Below are 25,538 nucleotides of genomic sequence, written 5' to 3'. Positions count from 1 at the left end.
TTATTCCTTTGTTACAAGCAAATATAAATATGTGGGTTTTAGTAAACAGTAGTTGCTTTTTTAAATTGTACAAGCATCACTTGTACAAATATTTGATTGGTTATGTGGTAGTGTTTTTTGTACATCCTGAGCTCCATCACGGGTGTTATGATAGTATAATGTTTTAATACCAAGTCTATATGCGTATAACAAATCTGAAAGTAGCTGTTTCATAGGCACTTTGTGTTCTGGAAATCGAGAGGGATCGTAATTAGTATTAGTTGAAATGGATTGGTCAATGAATTTTTGCATAATTCCTACTAATTGTAGATATCCCCGATTGTCCGGTATTTGCCATAATAATTCATAATCAGATTTTAGTTTAATAAATTCAGGTACTACTTGACGCAAGATTCCGTCTTTTGAAGCTTTTATGCTAATGTAACCTCTGGGAGGTTCTATGCCATTAGTAGCATTAGAAATTTGTGACGAAGTTTCTGATGGCATTAATGCAGATAATGTAGAATTTCGTAATCCATATTTTTTAATCTTAACACGTAAATCTTCCCAGTTATAATGTAATGGTTCATTAATAAATGAATTCAGGTCTGTTTTGTATGTATCAATAGGCAAGATTCCTTTTGAATATGAAGTATCATCGAACCACTCGCAAGATCCTTTTTCTTGAGCCAAATTGTTAGAAGCTCTTAATAAATAGTATTGAATAGCTTCGAAAGTACGATGTGTTAGTTTATTAGCACTACCATCTGAATAGCGTACCCCGTGTTTAGCAAGATAATAAGCATAATTAATTACTCCAATTCCTAAAGAGCGTCTTCTTACAGCACTACGTTGCGCAGCAGGAATAGGATAATGTTGATAATCTAATAGAGCGTCAAGAGCTCGTACTATTAAAGTAGAAAGTTCAGATAAGTCATCAAGATTTTCAATGTTACCAAGATTGAAAGCAGATAGTGTACATAAAGCAATTTCACCATTATGGTCATTAATGTTATTTAAAGGTTTGGTTGGTAAAGTGATTTCCAAGCATAAATTGGATTGACGAACTGGAGCGGCAATACTATCAAAAGCACTATGAGTATTACAGTGATCTGTATGTTGAATATAGATTCTTCCGGTAGAAGCTCGCTCTTGCATCATCAAAGAAAACAATTCTATTGCTTTAATTTTTCGATGTCTAATATTACGATCATTTTCATATGTGTTATATAAGTGTTCGAATTCATTTTGATTATTAAAAAAAGCTTCATATAATCCTGGCACATCAGATGGACTAAATAGTGTAATATATTTTCCTTCAATAAGACGTTGGTACATTAATTTATTGATTTGTACCCCATAATCTAAATGACGTATTCGATTAGAATCGATGCCACGATTATTTTTTAAAACAAGTAGATTTTCTATTTCTAAATGCCAAATAGGATAAAATAGTGTGGCCGCTCCTCCACGTACGCCTCCCTGAGAGCATGATTTTACTGCTGTTTGAAAATGTTTATAGAATGGGATACATCCGGTGTGGAATGCTTCTCCGTTACGTATTGGACTACCTAATGCTCTAATGCGTCCAGCGTTAATACCTATTCCAGCGCGTTGCGCGACGTATTTTACAATAGAACTGGATGTTGCATTGATAGAATCAAGACTATCATCACATTCGATTAATACACAGGAACTAAATTGGCGTGTTGGTGTACGTACTCCAGACATAATAGGTGTTGCTAAAGAAATTTTAAAAGTTGATATCGCATTGTAAAATTGTTGAATGTAATGCATTCGAGTTTTTTTGGGATATTTAGAAAATAAACAGGCCGCAGTTAGTATATATAAAAACTGAGCACTTTCATAAATCTCTCCGGTTACTCTATTTTGTACTAAGTATTTACCTTCTAATTGTTTTACAGCAGCATATGAAAAATTCATGTCCCGCCAATGATCAATAAATGAATCCATTTGATTAAACTCTTCCGCATTGTAATCATCTAGCAAATGTTGATCGTATTTCCCAATTTTTATTAATCGTAACACATGATTATACAGTTTTGGTGGTTTAAATTGACCATAAGCTTTTTTACGTAAATGAAATACCGCTAAACGTGCTGCTAAATATTGATAGTCTGGTTCTTCTTCAGAAATCAAGTCTGCTGCTGCTTTTATGATTGTTTCTTGAATATCGGAAGTTTTTATTCCATTATAAAATTGTATGTGGGAACGCAATTCTACTTGTGAAACAGAGACTTGCTCTAAGCCTTTGGCGGCCCAATTAATAACTCGGTGAATTTTTTCAAGATTAATAGGTTCGTGATGACCGTTTCGTTTAGTAACTAGTAGAGTTTGGTTCATATAAATGTATACCTGTTGTGAAGTACTAATAATATTAGGCCACAGTAATTTGTGATGAATAAATTATAGCTTAGACTCGTGATAGTTCGGTGAATTAATAATGACATCATAATTTTTATGTATAAAATAGTAATTGATTAAATAGTAATACAGGTGGAAAATATTGCATGGTTCTTATTTGGTATAAATATTCTAAATATCAATAATAACTGATTGTGTCTATAAATATATGTGATCATGCTGTACCGTATTATATATTTTATATATAATTGAACAATTGGATTATGTCTTTAATATTATATTGATCATATTAAAAAAATTATTCTTGCAATAGTAAACGTTTATTATTTGTTAATTTGTAATCGCTCTGTATTATATAGTGCGATTATTTTTTAGTTTAGCATGTAAGATATAGTTTGTGTTAAGGTTACGTATTAAGGCGCATTTATTCGTGCAGGGATTATAGCATAATCCGGTGATGTTTTGTTCTTCTAAAATGGTAGAGTCAATCCATTCTAGTAATTCAGATGGGGTAATAAATTTATTAAAATTATGAGTGCCTTTTGGAATAATGCGAAAAATATATTCAGCGCCTATTACAACGAACAGCCATGATTTAAATGTACGATTTAATGTGGAAAAAAATACTGATCCGTCTATCTTAATCATGGTAGAGCAAGCATGAACGATTGATGAAGGACACGGTACATGTTCTAAAACTTCCATACAGGTTACTACGTCGTAGTGATTAGCATGGTTTAAGGCATGGTTTTCTATTGTTTCTTGTATGTAATGAATATTTAAACCTTGATGTAAGGCATGTGATTTTGCAACTTCTAAAGCAGAAGCATTGATATCTAACCCAACAACTTTTGCGCCTGCTTGCGCCATACTTTCTGACAAAATACCTCCACCGCAGCCAATATCTAATATTTTTTTGCCAAATAGTCCATTACTGTGCTCAATAATATAATTAAAGCGTGTTGAATTAATGTGATGCAATGGTTTAAATGTATTAAAAGGACCCCACCATTGAGATGTGGATGTTTTGAATTTACTGATTTCTTTTTTATTCATATTCTTTTGATTTTTTGTAAGTTCATCAACAATTATGTCTTTCATGTTAAGATCTTCCTAAAATAAGAAGATGGGAATGTTATAGATTTGAATATTAGTATGTAAATTGTTTACAACTATTAGTTCGTTGAAATATGGTTATGAACTGATTTATATATAATATGATAAATGTATTTATCTTTGTAGAGTAATTTAAATATTACTAAAACAGTTTATATTATAGTTTAAATAGATTATTTAAATAAATTTTTAATATATATAAATTAAAAATAAATAGAGGATATAAATGCATGAATGATTTTGCTAAAGAAATCACACAAATTAACATAGAAGAAGAATTAACGCATTCTTATTTAGATTATGCTATGTCAGTGATCGTTGGGCGTGCATTGCCAGATGTTCGAGATGGGTTAAAACCTGTGCATCGTCGTATATTGTTTGCCATGCAAGTACTTGGGAATTGTTGGAATAGAAATTATAAAAAATCAGCTAGAGTAGTAGGTGATGTTATTGGAAAATATCATCCTCATGGGGATACTGCAGTATATGAAACTATAGTGCGCATGGCACAACCTTTTTTAATGCGCTATGCTTTAGTAGATGGACAGGGTAATTTTGGCTCAGTAGATGGTGATCCAGCGGCGGCTATGCGTTATACTGAAGTACGTATGTCTAAAATAGCAAATGAATTATTGTTAGATTTAGACAAAGAAACAGTTGATTATGAACTTAATTATGATGGCACTGAAAGTATTCCAGGAATATTACCTGCTAGAATTCCAAATCTTTTGGTTAATGGTTCTTCTGGTATTGCTGTGGGAATGGCTACTAATATCCCTCCTCACAATCTTTCTGAGGTAATTAATGGATGTTTGGCGTTTATAGATAATGAGGATATTACTATTGAAGGATTAATGAAATATATTCCGGGCCCAGATTTTCCTACTGCTGCTATTATTAATGATAGTGGTGGTCTGAAAGAAGCATATAGCACTGGACGAGGTAAAATTTATATTCGCGCCCGATCGGAAATTGAAACTGATGTTAAAAGTGGTCGCGAATCTATCGTAATATATGAAATTCCTTATCAAGTTAATAAGGCTCGATTGTTAGAAAAGATCGCGGAATTAGCAAAATTAAAACGCATTGAAGGAATATATAATTTGCGTGATGAATCTGATAAGGATGGCATGCGAATAGTTGTTGAAATTAAACGTGATGCTATTAGTGAAGTAATTTTAAATAATTTATATTCTTTAACTTCGTTACAAACTTCATTCGGCATTAATATGGTGGCGTTACATCAAGGACAACCAAAAGTTATGTCATTAAAAGACATTTTATCTGCTTTTGTATGTCATCGTCGTGCAGTGGTAATACGTCGTGTTACTTTTGAATTAAAGAAAGCTCGTAGTCGTATTCATATTTTAGAGGGGTTAGCGATTGCATTATTTAACATTGATTCAGTTATTAAACTTATCCGTCAATCTAATAGTTCTGAGGAAGCTAGTTCTGTTTTAATATCTTCATCGTGGAATATAGGCAATGTTTTTGATATGAAACAGAGAACTTCTATTAATTTGATGAAATCTGAAGGGTCAGATTTAAAGAATGCTGTTTACAATAATCAATGTTATCTTACCAAGAATCAAGTACAAGCTATTTTAGATTTAAAATTACATAAACTTACTACTTTGGAGTATGAAAAAATATTAAAAGAATATAGCAGTTTATTAGAAAAAATAGAAAATTTAATCTCTATTTTAAAAGATTCTAAATGCCTTATGAAGGTAATTCGTCAAGAACTATTGATGATACAAGAAGAGTATAACGATTCTCGTCGTACTGAAATTAGTAGCAATATTGAAAATATTAATGTTGAAAATTTAATTAATCAAAAAGATGTAGTAGTAACTTTATCATATCAAGGTTATGTTAAGTATCAACCATTAACAGATTATGAGGCGCAAAAACGAGGAGGAAAAGGAAAGTTAGCAACGCGAATTAAGGAAGAAGATTTTATTACGCGATTACTAATAGCTAATACTCATGATACGGTTTTGTTATTTTCTAATTATGGGCGTATATATTGGATGAAAGTCTATCGATTACCTGCAGCTAGTCGTGGATCACGAGGTAAACCAATTATTAACCTTTTGCCATTAGATGTGAATGAACGAATTACTGCTATTTTACCAATTCAAAATTATACAACAGGACATCAAGTATTTATGGCGACTAGTAGTGGAGTTGTAAAAAAAACACCACTTACTGAGTTTAGTCGGCCACGTAATGTTGGTATTATTGCATTGAATCTTAATGATGGGGATGAATTAATTGGAGCTGATGTAACCGATGGCAGTAATGAGGTAATGTTGTTTACTGCTTACGGAAAAGTTGTGCGATTTAAAGAAACGCAGGTGCGAAGTGTAGGTCGCTCGGCGATCGGTGTGAAGGGTATTCATTTGTTACAAGGTGATCGCGTAGTATCTTTAATTATACCAAAAGATAAGAGTTCTATTCTTACTGTTACTCGAAATGGTTTCGGAAAACGTACTAATCAATCAGAATATCCAATTAAGTCTCGCGCGACTCAAGGTGTGATTTCTATTAAGGTTACTGAGCGAAATGGTAATGTAATTGGTGCTGTGCAAGTAAATCAATCTGATCAAATAGTAATGATCACTGACTCAGGCCGATTAGTGCGCACTCGTGTTTCTGAAGTTAATATTATTAGACGTAATACTCAAGGAGTTATGTTAATTCGTACAGCATGTGATGAATGTGTAGTTGGGCTACAGTGTGTTGTGGAATCAGTAGAGAATTAAAATGTTTTATTTAATTCAGTATCGAAGAGAATTTATTGTTATTAATTGTTGGTTTTAATAATGAAATTTTATTCAATAATATGGGATTTTTGTGTCTGTGAAATTAATATTGCATTTTGTGTTGTTTACTCATGTATTTTTTAATATTTATTATGTTAATATATATGGTATACAGGAATTATTTCTAATATAATGATAAGAAATGATTACTATGATTTGTGAAATAGTTAATTGGAGTAGAGATTATTTAAGTTGAGGTAATGTAACAAACATGCAATATTATATTATAATATGATTATTTTATTATTGATATTGGACATTATGATCATAAATAATACGATATTCAATGACAGGAATTGTTAGATATGTATATTGAATGAGAAATCGTTGTGTATTAGATAGTAAATGATATAGATATGAGAGAAACATTGGATTTTTTATGTTTTATGCGTAGGATTTGGTTTTTTGCGTGTGTTGTTCAAATATGAGTTGAATTGTTGGAGAATTGTATTTTATTAATATGCCGATATAGTTGATGCAATGTGAGCAAAGTAGGTGGTTTATTATGTAATAACTAATAACTTAGAGTGGATTGGTGCATAAAAAGTGTTAATTTATTTTGAAGAAAGTTAATGGGTGTCATTTTTGTTAAATAGTATTTTTTACTTACTATATGGTGAGGTATTAATATGAAATTACGGTGTTTTACTAGCCTGGTCGCAACTATGGTTATGGCAAGCACTGCCGGGGCTTCTGAAATTTACAATAAAGATGGAAATATATTAGATATGTTTGGTAGTCTTGTTGGAGGTCATTATTTTTCTAAAGATAATACTAAAAATGGGGATAATTCGTTTGTAAGATATGGTTTTTCTGGAACAACATATATTAATGACAAAATTGTTGGTTTTGGTATGTGGGAGCATGAAATTTCCCTAAAAAATACTGAAGGAACCATCATAAATAATAATGATAAGGTGTTGCTTGGCTATGCAGGAATAAAATTTGGAAATTTAGGAAGCATTGATTATGGAAGAAATTATGGAGTATTGTATGATGTGGGAGCATGGACAGATGTAACGCCAGGATTTGGAGGAGATATATTGTTTGTAGATAATTTTTTATCTAATCGTAGTTCGAATGTGATTACATATCGTAATAAAAATTTTTTTGGTTTCATGAATGGATTGGATTTTGCCTTACAATATCAAGGTAAAAATGATGTGAACAAAGCAACGGGTCGTACTTTAAAAACGGCTAACGGAGAAGGATACGGGGTGTCCGCATCTTACTCATTGGATAATGGGTTTGCTGCGTCCGTGGCTTACACTAATAATAAACGTATCCTTGAACAAACTGGTTTAGATAGTAATCTGTGTTGCAATGATAATGCTGAAGCGTATTCTTTGGGCATAAAATATGATGGAAACGGTATGTATGTAGCAGCTACTTATGGAGAGACTTATAATATGACTCCATTTGGTAGTTTTTGTGATAATCTTAATCCAGAATATATTTATGGGTTTGTTAATAAAGCTAAAAATATTGAATTAGTGGCTCAATATCAATTTAATTTTGGTTTACGTCCTTCTGTATCTTATTTGTATTCAAAAGCTAATGATGCGGAAAATGATGGTTACAGCAATTTCTTAAAAAAATGTGTTACAGTTGGAACAAGTTATGTTTTTAATAAAAATATTTGTACTACTGTGGATTATAGAATCAATTTATTACATAAAGATAGTTTTACCAGTGCATCTCAGATTTGTACCGATAATGTTATTGCATTGGGCGTAGCTTACGCATTTTAAAAATAGGTCAACCATTAAATATACTAAAACAGGCGAATTAATTAAGACATTAATTCGCCTGTTTTAGTATATTTAATGGTTTCAAGGAATAGAATATGTCTAAATTATGCATTGGTATTATTTGCGGGGGTCGTTCTTTAGAACACGAGATTTCATTGAAATCAGCTATGTGTATTGCACAGGTTATTGATAAATTTCGTTTTGAGGCCATGATTTTATGGATAGATAAAAAAGGATGTTGGCATTTGAAAGATATCAATTTTAATGATTTATCGTATCATAAAAATGATAACATTTCTATTTTGTTACAAAACTGTCCTCATCCATTTAAATTGCATACTAAAAATATAAATATTTTATTAAAATTTGATGTTATTTTCCCTTTAGTCCATGGAACACTAGGAGAAGATGGTGCTTTGCAAGGTTTATTGTGTATGATGAATTTGCCATTTGTTGGGTCTAATATTTTAAGTTCATCTGTAGGGATGGATAAAGATGTGTCTAAATGTTTGTTGCGTGACGCGGGTTTATCCGTGGTACCATTTAGAACTGTTTTAGCTCAGGACCAGCATAATATAGATTTTGATTATTTTGTTTCTATCTTTGGATTACCTTTGTTTGTGAAGCCATCAAATCAAGGATCATCGATAGGAGTATCGAAAGTTACTAAATGCGAAGATTTTAACTTAGCTTTAATCAAGGCTTTCTCTTTTAGTAATAAAATATTAATAGAACCAGCTATTATTGGAAGAGAATTGGAATGCGCGGTATTGGGTAATGATAATCCAAAAATTAGTGTGTGTGGCGAAGTTATATTATCAGATAATAATTTTTATACTTATTATGATAAATATGTGGAACGTAAAGCACAGATCATGATACCTGCTTTGATTAATGATGCAATAAGTGATGATATTCGTCATATTGCTTTACGTGCATTTCAAGTGTTAAATTGTTCTGGAATGGCGCGGGTAGATGTTTTTTTAAATTTGGATAATAAAATTTTTATTAATGAAATTAATACGTTACCTGGCTTTACTTGCGATAGTATGTATCCTAAATTGTGGGAGGTAAGTGGATTAAATTTTCAAGCGCTAATTACGAAATTGGTAGAATTAGCGCTAGATCTACATGATAAAAATAATTATTTTTATCATGTAGACGGTGCTGTATTTAAATATTTTCGGCATGAGAGGATTTGAACCTCTGACCCCCGACACCCCATGACGGTGCGCTACCAAACTACGCTACATGCCGTTTTAGGTTTATTTAAAAAATTTGTAAAAAAATATTATTTTTTGTGAATACACAACTGTAGATTTTCATCGTGAATATGATCGTTAGTTTTTGTTTGTGATTACTCAGATATTTATATATATATTGATGTAATGTGTATTGGTATTTTATCATTTTATGTGCAATATTTATTAAATTCAATTTCATTAGTTATTAATAAACATTTTGTTGCATGATTAATATGTATTTATATTTTATTATACAAAGAAAACAGATCTTAATTTATAACTAAAGATATATTTTTTAATTAGGTGTTATTTATAAAATAAATAATGTTATTAAACACGTGCAAAATCAATATGCATTAATTTGGGCTTAAAAGGATGATATTGTAGTTCTTGCACTTTAACTGTAATAGGTTGTTGATTTTCAATAAACAATAGAATAACATTATTTTTGTATAATTGTATTACAGCTTCAGGATGTAAGATATCATTTTGATTCAATATAATGGATACGCTTGGTTCCTGGCCTCTATTGTAGATAATAGCTGGACATTTGTTTTGTTTACGTAACCGTCTTGTTGCGCCTTTTTTGTGATAAATACGTAAATTAGCTTTAATTGTTAACATTATTGTAGTACCTAATTAAATATTTTTATTAATAATTTGATTATAATATCTATAAATTTGAAACGATGATTTCTCCTATCACATGATACAATATGAATAACCATTTATATAATGAAATACTATATGCTAATAAATGTTATTTAGTAACTTGTCTGTCGTAATGAATTTTCAAGTAAATCATTTCAACCGTTTAATATATTAAACAATGAAAGTAATGAAAATTTAACATTCATACCTGATGAGGTTCATCTGATGATATTAATCCGATATATTTTATTTGTACTAAATATATCAATATGTGAAAATCATAAAATCCTGATGGCTTTATGGTCCTATACTCGTGATATTCATTGAATTCGATATCTTATTTTTTTAAAGTATTTATGGTATCATAAAATTTATAAAAATGTAATACAATAAATATTTTCAATGATTTGATCAATTTTTAATAATTTTGATTATTTGTAATATATTTTCAATAGAAAAAATATGTTACAAATAAACGAATAAATACAATTTAATTTCCATATTTTTAATATATATAATAGATATATAATTTATTTATAGATTACAAAATTATAAATGTGATTCACAGAGATATTTATGTATAAAAATGAGGAATACATTATTGATGCTCTTGTATAAATTATAATATTTATTTTGTAAAATATGAAAGTGTTGGTAATGTTCAGGTGTTGTTTATAACAAATGTAATTATATAAGTAAGATCTAAGTAATTTTAAAAATTAATATACTTGGTTGTGGGTTTGTAATAATAAAATATGCATTTTTAGTATTAATCAATGTATACTTGATTTAATTAAAATGTTTCGAAGTTGGTGATTATACAATATATTATGCGAAAGGTTTTTCGTGAATGTATTTTTAGAGAAAGTTATATGTCTATATTGACACAAGAAGCGCTATTAGTGCGTGATGCTTTATCAGTTCGAGGATTAGAAAATCCATTAATTGAGTTGAATATTAATCATCAAACACGTAAACGTCGTATCGAAGATCATATGAGAGCTATTGTGCATCTTCTTAATCTCGATTTAGAACATGATAGTTTATTAAATACTCCTAAACGTATAGCTAAGATGTATATAGAAGAAATTTTCTCAGGTTTAGATTATTCAAATTTTCCTAAAATTGCAATTATTCAAAATACAATGCAAATAAATGAAATGATTACAGTGAGGGGTATTAATATCACTAGCACTTGTGAACATCATTTCATTGTTTTTAATGGTAAAGTGACTATTTCTTATATTCCAGAAAAAAATGTGATTGGTTTGTCAAAAATAAATAGAATAGTTCAATTTTTTTCTAAAAGACCGCAGTTACAAGAACGATTAACAAAACAAATTTTTTTAGCGTTGCAAACCTTACTTAATACAGATAATGTGGCAATATTTATTGATGCAGTACATTATTGTGTCAAAGCTAGGGGTATTCATGATGTTAGCAGCACTACAACTACTACTGCGCTAGGGGGGTTATTTGAATCTAATACGAATACTAGAAAAGAATTTCTGCACGCAATTATGTATTGCAACCATTAATTTATATTTTTTATTTAAAATATTATATATATCATAGAATATGAATTCTAAAGACATAGTAATTTTTATAATATCTGTTTAAGTATGTGTAATGGAAATGGAATGTTGTATGCTTATATATTAGAATCGTTTTCAAGATTTATTTTTTATTGATATAGAACTGTAACTGTATATCAGAATATAAATTTAAGTAGAAAATCATTTACATAGCTTTTTATTAAATAAATTGATCTAAGAATTTATTTTTTATGATTAAGTGTCTCAAAAAAGAGATCATGAAAATTGAAATTTCAGTGTAATTGAGTGTATTTGTGTTAATTAATAATATGGATTTAATATCTATATCCATTTTATACTTTGGACTTTTTTAATTTATTACAATGTAGTTGAGGAGTGTTGTCTTTAGAAGTTATATTTTAAACGGAAACATGAATGAGTATAGTTAGAAACCAAAATTTTTTAAATTATATAAGAATATTGATATAAATGGCGTATGTAGATAAAATAAATTCTATCAAGTAGTAGTCTTGTAAATGAAAGGAATGATTGTTTATTAAAATTGTTTAATATTTAATTTTGTTTATTGTAATTAATTTTATTATAATTATTTTGTTGTAGACGGCATATGTTAATATAGTGTTGTTTCATTTCAAAATATTTTAACAGAATTAATGATATTATTTGTTGTTGCATCTTAATGAGATTAGGAAATATTTTTATTTATCTGCATTAAGGTACTGAATGTAATTATTAAATTTATGTATATGTAAAATTTTTTCAAGTTATGTTTTTTTAAACAAGAGTCTATACCATATATATATATCTTCAAATTTTTAATAATAAATTCACGTATAGTTCTCATTTGTATAGTGTATGCAATAATACAATTAGTTTTTTAACGTTATTGTGTTTATGTTAAATGGTGATTTGTGCTGTGTGTCTTCATGTATTATTATCCGGAAGGCGTTCATGTAATTGAGATTTATTTTTTATAGATACAATGTGGTCAGGATGGATTCGAGAAAAAATTATTTTGAATTTATTAATTCGATGATTTGATAAAGGCGCAGAAAGACTGTCCCATGTAAGACGAGTGTTGAGAAAGCATTCACTGTAATTAGCTAATTTAGGCAAAACAGGTTTCAAATAGATCATCAGTACACGAAACAACTGAATACCCATAGAATAAATAGATAATGCTTCTTGTCTACGGTCTATTTTTTTTGCGATATGCCACGGAGCATGTTTATCTATGTAACGATTAGCTTCATCTGCTAATTTCATAATTTCACGCATTGCGTAGTTAAACTCTCTTTTTTGAAATAATTTCCCTATATAATGTCTGGATTCAATAAACATATTATATATAACTGGATGCGTTAATGTATTCGACAAGTAGCCATTATAATATTGATGTATAAATCCAGAGTTTCTAGATGCTAAATTTAATACTTTATTAATAATATCTGAATTTACTCTAGTAATAAAATCTGATAAATTCAAATCTATGTCGTTAGTATGAGATGAAAGTTTTGTGGCATAATAATATCTTAAATAATCTGGGTTTAAACATGATAAATAAGTACTTACGTTGATGCAAGTTCCTTTAGATTTTGATATTTTAGATCCATTTAAAGTAACATGCCCATGAACAAATATATTAGTTGGTTTGCGAAATTGACTGCCTGACAAAACAGCTGGCCAAAATAAACAGTGAAAGTAAATAATATCCTTACCTATGAAATGATATAAGTCTGTTTTGGAATTCGAGTTCCAAAAGTCGTTAAAAGATATGTTTTTGTTTTTTTTGCATAAGTTTTTAAAGGTACCCATATATCCAATAGGAGCATCCATCCATACATAAAAATATTTTTCTGAAGAATTAGGAATCTTAAATCCAAAATAAGGAGCATCTCTAGAAATATCCCATTGTTTTAAACCTAATTTAAACCATTCTTCTACTTTGTTGGCTACTTCTTTTTGTATGCTTCCTGATCGGATCCATGTACGCAATGTATCAGTAAAAGCTGGTAAATCAAAAAAGAGATGTTCGGACTTGCGTATTATCGGAGATGTTCCAGAAATAACTGATTTGGGATTTATAAGCTCTAAAGAAGTATAAATAGTACCACATGTTTCACAATTATCTCCATATTGATCATCTGTTTTGCATTTTGGACATATTCCTTTAACAAATCGATCTGGCAAAAACATATTTTTTTTAGAATCATATAATTGAGAAATAAATTTAGATTTGATGAATCCACGTGTTTTTAATCGAAAGTAAATGTCATGTAGTAATTCACGAGTTTCTTCGCTGTGAGTAGAATAGTAGTTGTCATAGCTAATTCCAAATTTATGGCAATCTCGTTGATGTTCTTGTCGTATTTGGGCAATCATTTGTTCTGGCGCTATATTAAGTTGTTGTGATTTTAGCATAATAGCAGTTCCATGCGCATCATCTGCACAAATAAAGTATACGCAATTGCCTTGCATGCGTTGATAACGAACCCAGATATCTGCTTGTATATGCTCTAACATGTGTCCAACATGAAGTGAACCATTAGCGTAAGGCAGGGCACAAGTAACTAGCATTTTTTTTGTAGTCATAATAATTTTTCGGATTTAAAATTTAAATATATTGTATAACGACATATACTATAGATTGTTAAAATATAATTGTTTTTTATAATTCATATCATGAATGTACAATATTTATTATATATATATATTATGATAATTTAAAATTGTATTTGGTTATGTTTAATAGTTTTTATTAATGTTTTAATATTGTTGTAATGGTAGTTTTATATTCAATAAAAATTCTGTTTTACAATTTATTACACATTTTTAAATTTAATTTAACACGGTGTAATAATAGTTTTTATTATGACGTATAAAATAAATATATGTACACGGTCCACTTTAAGGATATTTTTTAAATAAATATTCACAATTGATTCTGTCAATTACGGTTGAATAACATTGTTAAAGCTGATTATTGCTTTGCGTTTTTTATTTATATTTAAATATTGTTTAAACTTTTTATTTTTATATCGAAGTATTTATGTATAATATTCTCATATTATGAACTAGATACAAATTAGTCATCATTTAACTATTATTAAAATATATAACATACTTATACCACAGAGGAGCAGATATGTTCAAACAACAAAAGATTGGTATTATCGGTATGGGTGTTATGGGTCGAAATTTAGCATTAAACATCGAAAGTAAAGGTTATTGTGTTGCCATTTACAATCGTTCTAAGGATAAAACCGATGCAGTTGTTACTACTAATCCAAAAAAAAATATCATCCCATGTTATTCAATAGAGGAGTTTGTACTATCCTTAAATAAACCTCGTTTTATATTTTTAATGATTACATCAGGAACGCATATCGATAATGTTATAAAAATATTGTCCCCTTATATGAATCCGGGAGATATTTTAATTGATGGAGGTAATTCATTTTATAAAGATACTATGCGTCGTAATCTTGAGTTATCAAAACAAGGGATAAACTTTATTGGAACTGGTATTTCTGGGGGAGAAGAAGGGGCTTTAAAAGGGCCATCGATTATGCCTGGAGGGCAAATTGATGCATATAAAATGGTTGAGTCGGTTTTTAAAAAAATTGCTGCTCGTGTTAATGATGAAACTTGTGTTGCATATATAGGACCAAATGGATCTGGTCATTATGTCAAGATGATACATAACGGCATAGAGTACGGAGATATGCAAATAATTGCTGAAATATATTTTTTTATAAAAAATATATTTCATTTAACTCACGAGGCATTAGGAGAAATTTTTAATAAATGGAATCAAGGCGAATTAAATAGTTATCTTATTGAAATAACAAGTCGCATATTCGTTAGAAAAGATGCTAATCATGATTATATTCTTGATTCTATATTAGATGTGGCTGGAAATAAGGGTACTGGAGCATGGGCTAGTCAAGATGCAATCGATTTAGGAACACCATTAGGTATGATTACTGAATCAGTGTTTGCTCGTTATATGTCTGTACTTAAAAAACAACGTCTTAAAGCATCAAAAATATTGTTAGGACCTAATAGAAAAAATTGTTTTGAGAGCAAATGTTTATATTTAGAAAAGGCGCGAAAAGCATTGTATCTTAGCAAGATTATTTTATATGCGCAAGGTTTTTATCAATTGAAAATTGCGTCTGATAAGTATCATTGGGATTTAAATTACAAACAAATTGCTCAAATTTTTCGTGCGGGATGTATAATTAGATCAAAATTTTTACAAAAAATTATTGATATTTATTCCCAAACTCCAGATGTTACTAATTTGTTATTGTCTCCGTATTGTGTTAATATCGCGAATGATTACCACCAAATGTTGAGAGAGGTGGTAGTGTGCGGCATTAAACACGGTATTCCAATGCCTACGTTATCTGCTGCTATAGCGTATTATGATAGTTATCGCAGTAATGTGTTACCTGCAAATCTTATTCAAGCTCAAAGAGATTGTTTCGGAGCACATACTTATACGTGTTTTGATAAAAAAGGTGCGTTTCACACTGATTGGTTAAAATAAATATAAGAAGAATATTGTTTCAATATTAATTAAATAATTTAAGTAACAACCAATATCCCACATATAATGGGATATTGGAGATATCAAAATTTATTAGTTTTTATTCATTAGGACTGTTTTTATTGTATGTTTAATAAATTAATTGGTATTCCTATATAATATGATATTATATATCATCACTAATAAAATTAGTGTTTGTTTGGTTTTATTATAATATTATTTTATGTGTATAATATTACTGTTTATTGATTTAATTTGTTATCGTTATTTCGAATTTTTAATTCCTGGATGATTGCATTAAAACTTAATGATTTATGTTGTAATAGGACTAATAAATGATAAATTAGATCTGATGCTTCATTAATGAGTTCTTTTGTATTACAACAGGAAATTGCTGCAAGGGCCGTTTCTAGGCCTTCTTCACCAACTTTTTGAGCAATGCGTTTGACACCACTATCATATAAACGAGATGTGTAGGATGTATTAATGAGATGGGATGGTATGTTTTTTTTTGAGGATATAATGTTTTCTAATTGATGAAGAAAACTTAATTCTGCTATTCCAGGATGGAAGCAGCTGCTAGTATTATTATGACAAGTAGGTCCATGAGGCAAAGCGAAAATTAATAATGCATCTTGATCACAATCTGAATACCAATTGATTAATTTTAATATATTTCCAGATTTTTCTCCTTTAGTCCATAATCTGTTTTTGCTGCGTGAAAAAAAAGTAATATGCTTAGTTTGCTCGGTTTTTATCATTGATTCTTTATTCATATGTCCTAGCATTAATACTTCTCCTGATTCAGCATGTTGTATGATAGCGGGTATTAGACCATGATTTTTAGTCCAATTTAATTGCTGATGCTGATTTTTAATTAGCATAATCTAACTTTTATCCCTTCTTTATCTAAAAATTGTTTCAATTTATGAATATCAATAATTTGATTATGAAACACTGAAGCCGCTAACGTCCCATCTACATCGGCATCACGAAAGGCTTCTAAGAAATGTTGATAGGTACCAGCTCCGCCAGAAGCTATAAGTGGTACTTTACAATGTTTTCTAATATTCCGTAGTTGATCTAAATCGTAACCGTTTTTCATTCCATCTTGATTCATCATATTTAATACTATTTCCCCAGCTCCATATTCTTGTACTTTTTTAACCCAATCCAATGTTTGCCATGTTGTGATTTTTGCACGAGCACTGTCCCCAGTATAGCATTTTACTTGGTAAATCTTTTTTTTAGGATTATGCCAGGTATCGATGCTAACTACAACGCATTGTGTGCCGAGATGATCAGCTAGTTCTTGGATTAGCATTGGGTTAATTAAAGCAGGAGAATTAATTGAAATTTTGTCTGCTCCAGATGCAAGAATTTGTTTAGCTTGTTTTAATGTACTTATGCCTCCAGCAACACAGAATGGTATATTTATTACCTTAGCAATCTGAGAAATCCATCTCTTATTCACTACTTGATCATTAGGTGATGCCGTGATGTCATAAAATACTAATTCATCAGCTCCTGATTTTGCATATCTATTTGCTAATTCTAAGATATCTCCTACAATTTTGTGATCTTTAAATTGTATTCCTTTGATTACTTTGTTATTAGCTACATCAAGACAAGGAATTATCCGTTTTGCCAACATGATATAGCCTCATCGATAGTAAATGTATTTTCTAAAAAAGCACGACCAATAATGATTCCTGCTACTCCAGAAGAACGTAATTTAGATATTTCTGCTAATTTATTAACACCTCCAGACGATTGAAATGCTATTTGCGGCCAAGAATGACATATTGATTGATATAAAGATATATTGCTACCTAACAAAGTTCCATCTTTGGAGATATCTGTGCAAATAACATGTTTTAAACCTACAGTATAATATTCTTCTATTATTTGTTCTAATTGAAAATTAGTTTCTTTTTGCCAACCGTAAATAGCAATTTTTCGATTTTCTTCAGAATAAACGTGTATATCTACCGCTAGCACTAAAGTATTTGGATCAAAATATTCAAACCATTTTTTTACTATTTTTGGTTGTGTAACTGCTATAGAACCTAATACTATACGTGTTGCTCCTGATTCTAACAGAATTTCTACATCTGCAGCGTTACGTATACCCCCTCCTATTTGTATCTTAGATAGAGGAGTAACTTCTTTTATTAATTGACTAATTAATAAACTTTGTTTTTTTGATGGATTTTTTGCTCCATCTAGATCAACTAGATGTATCATTTTTGCTCCTTGTTGTATGTATTTTCTCAATAATGATATAGGTTCTCCGTAATTAGTTTGCATATGATAAGATCCTTGATACAGTCTAACTATATTTCCGTTAATAATATCTAACGCAGGAATAATCACAAATTATATCTCCAAAAAATTTTTTATTAATTGTTGCCCAGGCATTCCTGATTTTTCTGGATGAAATTGTACACCAAAAAAATTTTTGTAGTTTATAACTGAACTAAATAATTGTCCGTAATTTGTTTGAGAAATTGTTGCAGAACATATTTCCATGAAATAACTATGTGCAAAATAAAAATAATCATTCTCTTTTATACCATAAAATAAAAAATGTTTTTTCGGAATAGTAATAGTGTTCCACCCCATATGTGGCAGGGGCAAATCGTGGTATTGCATACGTTTAACAGGTGTATGAATAATGTTTAAAGTATTTACACCATTATTTTCAGAACTTATGGATCCAAATAATTGCATTCCTAAACAAATACCTAATATTGGTTTAGTACAATTTTGTATCAATGTAATTAGATTTTTTTTTTTAATTGTTTCATTGCGGATGAAGCAGCGCCTACTCCTGGTAAAAACAGTTTGTCCGCCTGAGATATAACATCAGCTCTGTCACTTATTATTGGGTTATGTCCTAATCTATGCAGCATGGTTTTTACAGATAATAAATTAGAGCAGTTGGTGTCTATAATAACTATATTCATAGCAATGTTCCTTTAGAGCTTGGTATGTTATTATTGTCTATGTAAATGGCTTGACGTAATGATCGTCCGAAAGATTTAAATAAACTTTCTGCTTTATGATGATCATTTTTGCCAGTTGCTTGTAAATGTAAAGTGCAACCCATTTTTGAAGATAATGAACGAAAAAAATGTTCTATCATTTCAGTGCTGAGATCTCCTATTTTTTGAAAAGTATAGTTAGCTTCATAGTAAAAGTATGTCCGTCCAGAAAGATCTAATACACATTGCGCAATACTTTCATCCATAGGCAAGGTAAATCCAAATCTTCCAATGCCACATTTGTTGCCCAACGCAGTGTTTAAAGCTTTTCCTAATGTTAAAGCTGTATCTTCTACAGTATGATGATCATCTACATGTAAATCGCCTTTTGCCGTAATATTCATGCATAATCCAGCATGCACAGCTATTTGTTGTAACATATGATTAAAAAAATTAATTCCAGTATTAATGTAACTTTTATTATTTTGATCTAACCATATCGTGACATCTATATTAGTTTCTTCAGTGATGCGATGAACATGTGCTGATCTGTGACGTTGCGTTAAATAGTTTTTAATTTTTTTCCAACCAAAATTAGTACGATTATATTGTATTCCTTGAATATCCATATTAGTTGCTAAAATCATATCAGTATTTCGATCCCCGATAACATAACTATTAAATTTATTTAATTTGTTATCGATTAGCCAAGAATTTACTAATGCAGTTTTTGGTTTACGGCAACTACATTGTTCTTCAGGAAGATGAGGGCAAATTAGTATTTGATTGAATTTAATACCCTGAGATTGAAATATTTGAATCATTAGATGATGTGGTTTATCAAATTTTTCTCTAGGAAATGAAGCACTTCCTAATCCATTTTGATTAGTAACTATAACAAATTCAAAACCTATATTTTTCAACGCTATAAGAGCAGGAATCACATATGGTTCCAATGAGAATTTGTCTAAAGAATCAATTTGAAAATTGTCTTTTGGTTCATTAATTAAGGTTCCATCACGATCTATAAATAAAACTTTATGATTCATGAGCGCTCCTATTTATCTATATAGATAATGATGTAACATGTAATTTTTTTAAAACAGAAACTACGTGTTTGCATTCATTATATGTGCCGACAGTGATACGCAAGCAATTAACTAATCCTGGTTGATTGCTTTGATCTCTTAAAACTATACCTTGATGCAACAATGTCTTAAAAACCTGATATTTTGGATTGAATTTAACCAATACATAATTAGCGTTACTATTAAATACTTGTTGAACACAAGAACATTGTTTTAAGCCCGTAATTAAAATGTTTCGATTTGTATTGACTGTAGCTATTCTATTCTGGGTGTATTGTATGCTTGCAGGGGTTAGAGCTTGTTCTGCGATATCAATTACCGGAGTAGACAATGGGTATGGTGCGATCACTTTTTCTAATAATTTAATAATTTCTGGATTAGCTAAAGTGAAACCACAGCGCAATCCTGCTAACGCGAAAGCTTTAGATAAAGTTCTTAAGATAACTAGATGAGGATACATTGATAGCCAACGTACTAGGCTTGCGTCCGGGCAAAAATCAATATATGCTTCATCGGTTACTAATAACGCTCGGTTTTGAATAATGTTTAATAACTTTTTTAAACTATTTAAATGAATAATGTTACCAGTAGGGTTGTTTGGGTTACAAATATAAATTAATTTAACATTATTTAGTTGTGATTCAATGGATGCTAAATCAAGTTGCCAGTTTTTCTTTTTAGGTATAATCCGATAATTAATTCCTAAAATTTCTGCAGTGGTTTTATACATACCGTATGTCGGCGGGCAAAATATAATAACGTCTTTTCCAGGATTACAAAAAACTTTCATTAATAATTCAATACTTTCATCGGCTCCTCTTGACACTAAAATTTGATCAGATCGAACCCCGGCATAATAAGCATAATTGTTGATTACTTCTTGTGGTTGACAAGTAGGATATCTATGAATTTTTTCATAACGAAAATGATAGTCGGGAGCAATTGGAAATTCATTAGCGTTCAGCCATATGTTACCTGAATGTGTACATTTTCTAGCAGATTGATAAGGTTTAAGAGTTAATATATTATTCCTAGCCAAGTAACGAACGTTCATTTTGTTCCTTTATATAGTTTATACGATGTGTTATGGCGTATTCATGAGCTTTTAATTGTTCGATTTGTGTTAATGTCGTAATGGTTGATGATAGTTGCAATAATCCATTTTGGGTTAATTGTTGTACCGACATTCTTTTTTGAAAATCTATAACTCCTAGACCAGATGTGGTAACTGCGCGCCCGTATGTAGGTAAGACGTGATTAGGCCCGCTTGCATAATCTCCAGCAGTTTCCGGAGACCAATTTCCAAGGAATATTGATCCGGCATTCGTGATGTAATGTAAATAATCTGATGCATTTTCAATTTGAATAATCAAATGTTCTGGAGCATAACTATTACTGATAGAAAAACATTCCATTAAATTGTTAGTAATAATCATGCGACTATTCAATAATACATTATGAATTATATCATTTCGTGGTAGTATTTTTACTTGTTTATGTAGCTCTTGTTTTGTTTGTTCTGCAATGTACGAGTGGGGTGTTATAAGTATTACATGTGAATCAGGTCCGTGCTCTGACTGTGATAAAAGATCGGCTGCGATAAAAATAGGATTAGCCGTATTATCTGCAATAATTAATATTTCGGAAGGTCCAGCTAGCATATCAATAGCAGCTCCATTCGGAGCAAGGTTAATTTGTCGTTTTGCTTCTGTAACCCACATATTACCTGGTCCAAATATCTTATCTACTTTCGGAATAGACTCAGTGCCAAATCCCATAGCGGCTATAGCTTGACTACCTCCTACTTGATAAATTTCATCAATACCGCAAAGTTGTGCGGTATACATAATTACGTCCGGAATTGGGGGGGGGGAACATAATATTACACGTTTACATTTCGCAATACGAGCTGGGATACCTAACATCATTACTGTTGACAACAGCGGCGCAGTTCCTCCTGGTACATATAGTCCAACAATATTTAATGGGCGAATAATTTGTTGGCAATATACGCCTGGAAGGGTTTCCACGATTACTTCTGAATAACATTGTGCTTGATGAAATCGTGTTATATTGGTCATGGCGGTATGTATTGCTTGTTTTATTTCATAAGACAAGTTATGCCCGGAATTCATGATAATTTCAGTTGGGATTTGTAATTGTGTAGTTTGTACGTTGTCAAAATCAAAATTAAACTTAAATAAAGCACGATCGCCTTCGTTATAAACTTTTGTAAGTATATTTTTAACATTCATATAAATATCGTTTAATTTGTTATTTATTGGACGGGTAAGTAGTGTTTTTTGTTCAGATTTGGAACAATCATTCCAATAAATAGATATAGGATGCTCATGAGAAATCATAATATTATTCCATCATTTTTTCTATTGGTAATACTAAAATAGAACTAGCTCCAAGATTTTTTAAATTTTCCATTGTTTCCCAAAATAATGTTTCATTACTTACCATGTATATTGCTACACGATGTTGATTGCCTGCTAATGGCAATACTGTTGGGCTTTCTGCTCCGGGTAGTAAATTAATAATTTCCTCTAGTTGTTCAGCAGGGGCATGCAGCATGATGTATTTAGATCCCCGGGCTTGGATTACTCCTTGAATACGAATTATTAATTTGTTTATTAGTGATTGTTTTATGTTGGATAATTCTCCAGATCGTTGAATAAGACATGCTCTAGATCGATAGATTACTTCTACTTCATGTAATCCATTAGCTTCTAACGTAGCTCCGGTAGACACTAGATCACAAATTGCATCTGCTAATCCAGCGCGTGGTGCTACTTCTACTGAGCCATTTAGTAAACAAGATTTAAAATGAATACCTAATTTATCTAAATATTGTTTCAGAAGATGTGGGTATGAAGTGGCAATTCGTTTTCCTTGTAAGGATTTTGGACCGTTCCATGGTTCATCTATAGGTAAGGCCATAGATAATCGACAATCTCCAAAATCTAATCGGAGTAACATAATGTAACAAGGATTATCTCCTTGCGATCGTCTCGTTAATAATGCTTCTTCTAATACATTTTCTCCGATAATACCTAAATCTACTATACCGTCCATAACTAAACCAGGAATATCATCATCGCGCACTCGCATTATATCGATAGCCATGTTTTCCGCAAACGCTAATAAACGTTGTTGTTGTAAATTAATTTTAATCCCACATTGTTCAAGAAGCTGTTGGGATTCTTTGCTCAATCTTCCTGATTTTTGCATTGCTATTCGTAATCGCGATCTATCCAGCATGATATTTTACCTTATGTCAACAATTTTCCATTACTAAATACTTTTTTAAAATTCTTGCAACAGAAGTACCTTTGATATTTTTAATAAATAAAATATGAAAATGGTTTCTATTGTTAAATGTGTTTGAAGGATTTAGTCAGGGTAATGATGATAAATTAACATATGAAGTACAGTCTTCCTATTGAAAATTTTTTATTGCTTTAGTATTATAACGGATATAATTAAATTTGTATAGGGTTGAATGTTATAAAAGTTACTTTATTTATGTACGTATATAATTAATGTTTTAATTAAATTAAAAATTATTTTAAAATATTAGCGTGCATAGTTGAGAAGTAATTATGCAACAATTTAAATATGTAGTTATATATATTGCGTATGTTTGTATGACATATATGTATTATAGTGTATATTTTTAGCATATATTATGTGATTTTTTTTTGCAAATTTTTTCATATATTCTAGTTTAGATTAAAGTATACCGCATTATGTATATATGAAAAAATTAAAAACTAATTTTTAATGAAAATTAAAATAAGCTTCATAAAGATATTGATAATATTTTTGTAATGAATGTAAAAGTGTAATTTTTTGGTCATTATATTTATAGATTGACAGAAGTTGATTCAGTTTGTCGCTATAAGATTTTGATTGATTTTTATTAAATAATTTGTTTTTTTTATAGTTCAACCATTTTTTTTGTTCTTGGTAATTTAAAGTATTAGGAAAATTTCGGGCTCTATAGTAAAATAAGAGTGGTTTTAAACGAGTATCAACGTGGTCAGTGCATAAATTTTTCAAGTCTTTTGAATGAGTTCTACGGATACTTTCAATTATTTTGCGATCAGAATTATTGAAGAATTTGTGATATAGTTGACTGTCTACATGAAGATTGTTATATAGATTTTGTTGATTTATGTAAGATTCTATAATGGTATATAGTGTGTTTATTTTATTACGTAGACAGACGCTATTTTCATGAATTCTAATAAAATTCAAGCTTTTTAAACAGTATTGATAGTTTGTGAAGAGTTGCATGGTATAAGTAGTGTTAATATTGTTTTTTTTAAAAAAGTCTATCGGTATTAATATGGGGCACGCATTTAATCGAATCAATCGTAGTGGTATTTTTTTAAAAATATCATATATCGTTACGTGATTAGAGTATAATTCTTGATATATCGTATTGATATTTAAATTAACTAAAGTATCTATATTACCATTTAGATCACATGCTATTAAAATGTTAGGATTTATGGGATGTCGAGCGATTGGAGCTATATAAGTTATAAAATTTTTGTATTTATTATTTATTTTATTCATTATAAATATCAGAGGGTTCATGGTATCTAGATCGATTATTTTTTGCAATTGATATTTGGTACGATGATCAAATAGAAATTGAAATAATTGTGGCTGAGCCTTTTTTATTAATTTTGTTAATTCTAAAGTAGCGTATACATCCGACATAGCGTCGTGTGCGCTGAGATGTTTTATAGCATTTGCTTGTGTTAAATCTTTTAGACGAAAGCTGGGTTTATTTTGAGTGTTCAATGGCCATGTAATACCATTTGGACATAGTGAATAACAGGCGCGTAGTACATGTAATAAGTCCCATCGGGAATTTCCTCGCTGATAAGCCCATAAGTAAGGGTCATGAAAATTTCTATAAAAAATGTTTCTACTGAATTCATCGTCAAAATGAATATTATTGTATCCAAGAATACAAGTTTTAGGGATACAAAATAATTGATGAATACGACGAGCGAACTCAGATTCAATCAATCCATGACGTAAAGTATCTTGAGGAACGATTCCTGTAATGAGGACAGATTGTGGATCGGGGAGATAATCATTTGATAAGCGACAGAAGAAGACTTCTTCTTTTTCTATAGGTTTTAATGCGTTATTCGTACGAATTCCGGCAAATTGCGCTGGTCTATCTAGCGCTGGATTGATGCCAAAAGTTTCATAATCATAAATAAAAAAACTAGGTTGTGTAACATTAACACGTATTAGCATAATGATGTGATCTGTTTTGATTGAATAATCATCAAATTATTTATTAAAATTATAATAATTTAATTAGATTTGATTGTATATATGTATGTATTATATATGGGTGTTTTAA

At 30.1% G+C, this 25,538-nt stretch carries 17 protein-coding genes, 1 tRNA gene and 1 pseudogene; 5 read left to right on the top strand and 14 right to left on the bottom strand.

What is annotated here, in order from left to right; translation table 11 throughout:
• Positions 1–60: 60 nt before the first annotated feature.
• Both nrdA and ubiG read right to left on the bottom strand, forming a co-directional pair.
• On the bottom strand, positions 61–2,343 hold the full coding sequence (gene nrdA / locus M9394_RS00745; RefSeq protein ID WP_250247322.1) for a class 1a ribonucleoside-diphosphate reductase subunit alpha: 2,283 nt from the start codon (positions 2,341–2,343) through the stop codon (positions 61–63).
• Between the two features lie 372 nt (positions 2,344–2,715).
• Positions 2,716–3,465, bottom strand: coding sequence for a bifunctional 2-polyprenyl-6-hydroxyphenol methylase/3-demethylubiquinol 3-O-methyltransferase UbiG (ubiG, locus tag M9394_RS00740; protein WP_250247323.1), 750 nt, complete (start codon positions 3,463–3,465; stop codon positions 2,716–2,718).
• A 245-nt stretch (positions 3,466–3,710) separates the two neighbouring features.
• Here ubiG and gyrA point away from each other — a divergent pair, with 245 nt between their 5' ends.
• From gyrA to M9394_RS00725, 3 genes are all read left to right on the top strand, one after another.
• Positions 3,711–6,248, top strand: coding sequence for a DNA gyrase subunit A (gene gyrA / locus M9394_RS00735; protein WP_250250104.1), 2,538 nt, complete (start codon positions 3,711–3,713; stop codon positions 6,246–6,248).
• A gap of 689 nt (positions 6,249–6,937) precedes the next feature.
• The gene (locus M9394_RS00730) at positions 6,938–8,059 is read left to right on the top strand and encodes a porin (protein ID WP_250247325.1); all 1,122 of its coding nucleotides are present in this window, start codon (positions 6,938–6,940) and stop codon (positions 8,057–8,059) included.
• A gap of 95 nt (positions 8,060–8,154) precedes the next feature.
• Positions 8,155–9,261, top strand: a complete 1,107-nt coding sequence (locus M9394_RS00725; RefSeq protein WP_250247326.1) for a D-alanine--D-alanine ligase family protein — start codon at positions 8,155–8,157, stop codon at positions 9,259–9,261.
• On the opposite strand, the gene M9394_RS00720 is transcribed toward M9394_RS00725, so the two are convergent.
• Together M9394_RS00720 and rplY are read right to left on the bottom strand one after the other, a co-directional pair.
• Positions 9,243–9,316, bottom strand: a tRNA-Pro gene (locus tag M9394_RS00720). The two genes, M9394_RS00725 and M9394_RS00720, sit on opposite strands and share 19 nt — an antisense overlap.
• Positions 9,317–9,633: 317 nt before the next feature.
• Positions 9,634–9,927: a 50S ribosomal protein L25 gene (gene rplY / locus M9394_RS00715; RefSeq protein WP_250250102.1), complete on the bottom strand. Its 294-nt coding sequence runs from the start codon at positions 9,925–9,927 to the stop codon at positions 9,634–9,636.
• 899 nt (positions 9,928–10,826) lie between these two features.
• On the opposite strand from rplY, the gene folE reads away from it, so the two are divergent.
• A complete protein-coding gene (gene folE / locus M9394_RS00710; RefSeq protein WP_250247522.1) occupies positions 10,827–11,492 on the top strand; it encodes a GTP cyclohydrolase I FolE in 666 nt (221 codons plus the stop codon).
• A 942-nt stretch (positions 11,493–12,434) separates the two neighbouring features.
• Here folE and metG read toward each other — a convergent pair.
• Entirely contained in the window at positions 12,435–14,108 is a 1,674-nt protein-coding gene (metG, locus tag M9394_RS00705; RefSeq protein ID WP_420022167.1) for a methionine--tRNA ligase, read from the bottom strand.
• A 547-nt stretch (positions 14,109–14,655) separates the two neighbouring features.
• Between metG and gndA the strand changes: the two genes are divergently transcribed.
• A complete protein-coding gene (gene gndA, locus M9394_RS00700) occupies positions 14,656–16,065 on the top strand; it encodes an NADP-dependent phosphogluconate dehydrogenase (RefSeq protein WP_250250100.1) in 1,410 nt (469 codons plus the stop codon).
• A 242-nt stretch (positions 16,066–16,307) separates the two neighbouring features.
• Here gndA and hisIE read toward each other — a convergent pair whose 3' ends face one another.
• The 9 genes and pseudogenes from hisIE to sbcB all read right to left on the bottom strand — a co-directional run bounded on the left by hisIE (position 16,308) and on the right by sbcB (position 25,429).
• Positions 16,308–16,949 carry a bifunctional phosphoribosyl-AMP cyclohydrolase/phosphoribosyl-ATP diphosphatase HisIE gene (gene hisIE / locus M9394_RS00695; protein ID WP_250247331.1) on the bottom strand — a complete coding sequence of 214 codons (642 nt, stop codon included), beginning with the start codon at positions 16,947–16,949 and terminating at the stop codon, positions 16,308–16,310.
• Positions 16,943–17,719 carry an imidazole glycerol phosphate synthase subunit HisF gene (hisF, locus tag M9394_RS00690; protein ID WP_250250098.1) on the bottom strand — a complete coding sequence of 259 codons (777 nt, stop codon included), beginning with the start codon at positions 17,717–17,719 and terminating at the stop codon, positions 16,943–16,945. Before hisF ends, hisIE begins: the two co-directional genes overlap by 7 nt.
• Positions 17,701–18,441, bottom strand: a complete 741-nt coding sequence (gene hisA / locus M9394_RS00685) for a 1-(5-phosphoribosyl)-5-[(5-phosphoribosylamino)methylideneamino]imidazole-4-carboxamide isomerase (protein ID WP_250247333.1) — start codon at positions 18,439–18,441, stop codon at positions 17,701–17,703. The genes hisF and hisA overlap by 19 nt, the downstream gene beginning before the upstream one ends.
• A 3-nt stretch (positions 18,442–18,444) precedes the next feature.
• A pseudogene (gene hisH, locus M9394_RS00680) lies at positions 18,445–19,034 on the bottom strand (imidazole glycerol phosphate synthase subunit HisH).
• Positions 19,031–20,101, bottom strand: a complete 1,071-nt coding sequence (gene hisB / locus M9394_RS00675; protein ID WP_250250096.1) for a bifunctional histidinol-phosphatase/imidazoleglycerol-phosphate dehydratase HisB — start codon at positions 20,099–20,101, stop codon at positions 19,031–19,033. Before hisB ends, hisH begins: the two are co-directional and overlap by 4 nt.
• 16 nt (positions 20,102–20,117) lie before the next feature.
• On the bottom strand, positions 20,118–21,194 hold the full coding sequence (hisC, locus tag M9394_RS00670) for a histidinol-phosphate transaminase (RefSeq protein ID WP_250247335.1): 1,077 nt from the start codon (positions 21,192–21,194) through the stop codon (positions 20,118–20,120).
• Positions 21,172–22,503: a histidinol dehydrogenase gene (gene hisD, locus M9394_RS00665; RefSeq protein ID WP_250247336.1), complete on the bottom strand. Its 1,332-nt coding sequence runs from the start codon at positions 22,501–22,503 to the stop codon at positions 21,172–21,174. The genes hisC and hisD overlap by 23 nt, the downstream gene beginning before the upstream one ends.
• Positions 22,504–22,507: 4 nt before the next feature.
• Entirely contained in the window at positions 22,508–23,407 is a 900-nt protein-coding gene (gene hisG / locus M9394_RS00660) for an ATP phosphoribosyltransferase (RefSeq protein WP_250241295.1), read from the bottom strand.
• Positions 23,408–23,926: 519 nt separating this feature from the next.
• A complete protein-coding gene (sbcB, locus tag M9394_RS00655) occupies positions 23,927–25,429 on the bottom strand; it encodes an exodeoxyribonuclease I (protein WP_250250094.1) in 1,503 nt (500 codons plus the stop codon).
• Positions 25,430–25,538: the final 109 nt, after the last annotated feature.

The sequence above is a fragment of the Candidatus Blochmanniella camponoti genome (assembly GCF_023585825.1).
Classification (GTDB): domain Bacteria; phylum Pseudomonadota; class Gammaproteobacteria; order Enterobacterales; family Enterobacteriaceae; genus Blochmanniella; species Blochmanniella camponoti.
This window is presented reverse-complemented; position numbering and strand designations above follow the sequence as displayed.